Origin of the sequence: Massilia genomosp. 1 (genome assembly GCF_011682185.1) — a bacterium.
GTDB classification, from domain to species: domain Bacteria; phylum Pseudomonadota; class Gammaproteobacteria; order Burkholderiales; family Burkholderiaceae_D; genus Telluria_A; species Telluria_A rubra.
Genome location: NZ_WHJF01000221.1, coordinates 1 through 2,779, shown reverse-complemented (window position 1 = coordinate 2,779; position 2,779 = coordinate 1). Strand labels below are relative to the sequence as shown.

The 2,779-nt window shown below is 61.4% G+C and carries 2 protein-coding genes; one reads left to right on the top strand and one right to left on the bottom strand.

Annotated features, from left to right (window positions below; translation table 11 throughout):
• Positions 1-115: 115 nt before the first annotated feature.
• Positions 116-1,459, bottom strand: coding sequence for an IS4 family transposase (locus F1735_RS32950; protein ID WP_167241146.1), 1,344 nt, complete (start codon positions 1,457-1,459; stop codon positions 116-118).
• Positions 1,460-1,714: 255 nt separating this feature from the next.
• Here F1735_RS32950 and F1735_RS32945 point away from each other — a divergent pair.
• A partial coding sequence (locus tag F1735_RS32945; protein ID WP_167241144.1) for a transposase occupies positions 1,715-2,779 on the top strand: 1,065 nt, incomplete at its 3' end.

The window sequence follows — 2,779 nt, the reverse complement described above, 5'->3', positions numbered from 1 at the left end:
AGGGTTGTTCAACATAGATAGCACGGCATCGGGCAACCCGCGGCCAGTGTCGGAAACAGAAATTGTCGGGGCGTCGAGGCGTACTGTTACCTGGCCCCATCTCGTTATACCCAACTCAGGCGCCTTCCTCCCGTAGTGCCTGCAATGTTTGAGCTGCGGTTATTACTTGGTCCAATCCTCGCCAGATGGTCTTGACGCCGGGCTCGCCATCGCTTTTGCGGGCAAGGAAGCCACCAATCTGGGCAATCAGGCGGACGACCTCGTTCAAGCGCGGTGATTGCGTCGGCTTTGGCGTCTTCGACAGCAAATAAGTACCGCGAATTTCGTCAGCCGAGAAGAACAGCGTAGCATCAAGGTCAGGGCAATTTCTTCCAAGGCGCATCAAGTAGGTGACCCGCCAAGCTACGACCATGAACAGCGCCAGGGCTCGCTCGACCCGATCAATCGCCCCCAGTTGCAGGGTTTCCACTTCGCAGCCATTTTTCAACACATGGAAATATATCTCGATTTCCCAGCGCGCCCGGTACCAGTCGATGAGCTCGACGACCTGCTCGGCGGTGCTGGCCTCGCGGTTGGTCAGCAGGCGCCATTCGAGCGGTTTGCTCCCCGCGGGCGCGCCGACTTCGCGTGCCACGATGCAGGTGACGCTGATGCGCCCCCGTTTGCCGTCTCCGATCTCGACCACACGCGCCCACAATTGCTGGCGCACCGCGCGCGCCTTTTGCGTGCCGCGCGTCGGCATCGTGAACGCAATCTCGCCCAGCGCCACGCCGGCGCTAGTGTGCGACCACAGCTTCTCGCCATCCTCATCGGGCAGGCAGCGATTGTGCCTGGCGCGCACCAGCCAGTCGGCCGGCGTGCCCAGTTCGCTCGCCCGGCGCATCATCGCCACCATGTCCGCCTCGCGGTCGGCTACATACACCAGTCGCGTCTGCGGCATCTGGGCCGCCATCTCGGCTATGCGCTCGTAACCCTCGATCCAGCGCGTGCTTTCCTTCTGCCCCGGGCGTACCCCGTCGGCACCGCGCTTCTCGCGCGCCCACATCCAGGCGTCGAGCACGCCCAGCGGCTCGCGTCCGGGCGTCACCGCGTACGTCGGGTGCACATACATGCCGCGCCGCGCCTCGTAGTTCAGCGGCCCCAGCCCCTGTGTTTCCTGGCCGTTGAAGTCGAGCTCCGTCGTGTCCTGGATGCACAGCATCACCGGGTAGGCCTGCATGCGCTCCTGTGTCCGAGCCCAATGCGGCGCCAGAATGTCGCGCCAGTCCACATCGGTGTTGCTCAGAAAGCGGTAGGCCGCCACCGTCTCGCTCCAGCCCTCGCATGCCGCCGGAATGCTCGCTTGCGGGTTTGCCGCAAATCGTTCCATCAGTATCTTCGCCCTCTTGTTGAGACGACTGTCGCCAAGGTCGAGCCCAGCAAACTCATGATCGGTCCACCGCGTCACTGCCTTGCCCATGTCGTCGTCCAAAAGGCAAGAGTAAACGCCATTTCGCTACAGTTTACAAGTGGCGGCTGTAACTCCTTGAATGTTAACGGGTTTTCTCGTCATGGCGACAGGGAGTTCGGAGTTGTGTATAACGTGATGACCTGAGCCTCTTGCAAAACTAGCGGAACGGATGAAAATTGCTTGGCAGCGCAAGCGAAAAGGGGGGGGTGGGCGCCCATTTCTGGCATGATTTAGTTTCTAACGCTTAATCAAAACGCCCACACCATGAATGCTACCCGACCTGCTCTGATCATGCAACGCTGGAACGCGGTTCAATATGACGTGCTGCCGGAACTGTGCGCAGAACTGGGCGTCGTGACGCCGAAACTTGAGCGCATTATCTACGTTCTGGAGTGGGCGCGTATCGAGGAGTTCGCTGACGATTCCTGGGACGGCATCGGCCGACCGCCACATGTTCGGGCTTGGCTGGCGAATGCTTTCGTGGCCAAGGCGGTGCTGGGCATCACCACTACCGTCGGGCTGGTCGAGCGCCTGACCATGGACAAGACCTTGCGGCGCATTTGCGGATTTCCGCCGTTCGCAAAGCTGCCTTCGGAGGCGACGTTTTCGCGGGCTTTTGCGCAGTTCGCTGAGGAGCGGCTGGTTGAACGCGCCTACGAAGCCATGATCAAGGAACACCTGGGCGACCAGTTGGTCGGGCACATCAGCCGCGACGGTACGGCGATTACTGCGCGCGAACGGCCCGCAGCAGCGGCCAACGCGGCACCGGCACCGCGCAAGAAAGGCCGGCGTAAAGGTGAGCGCCCCGTCAAGCAAGCAGCACCAGCTGCTGGCTCGCCGATCCGGCGCCAACGCGGCCAGACCTTGCCCGACATGCTCGCCGAATTGCCGACGATCTGCGACCGCGGCACCAAGTGCAACGCGCAGGGTTACAAGACCAGTTGGAATGGGTACAAGCTGCACATTGATACTGCCGATTGTGGCGTTCCCATCGCCGCCTTGCTGTGTTCTGCGTCGATGCATGACAGCCGCGCCGCCGTGCCGCTGTCGCACATCACGAAGCAACGGGTGACCAATTTGTACGATGTGATGGACGCTGCCTATTGCAGCAAAGAGTTGCACGACCACTGCCGCGAACTGGGACATGTCCCCCTGATCGACCACAACCCGCGTGGGGGCGAGAAGGAGCACTTCGAGCCTGCCGATGAAGTTCGCTACCGTGAGCGCACTGTAGCCGAACGGACCAACGCGCGTCTCAAGGACGAATTCGGCGGCCGCAACATTATGGTCAAAGGACATGCCAAAGTCATGCGCCATTTGATGTTTGGG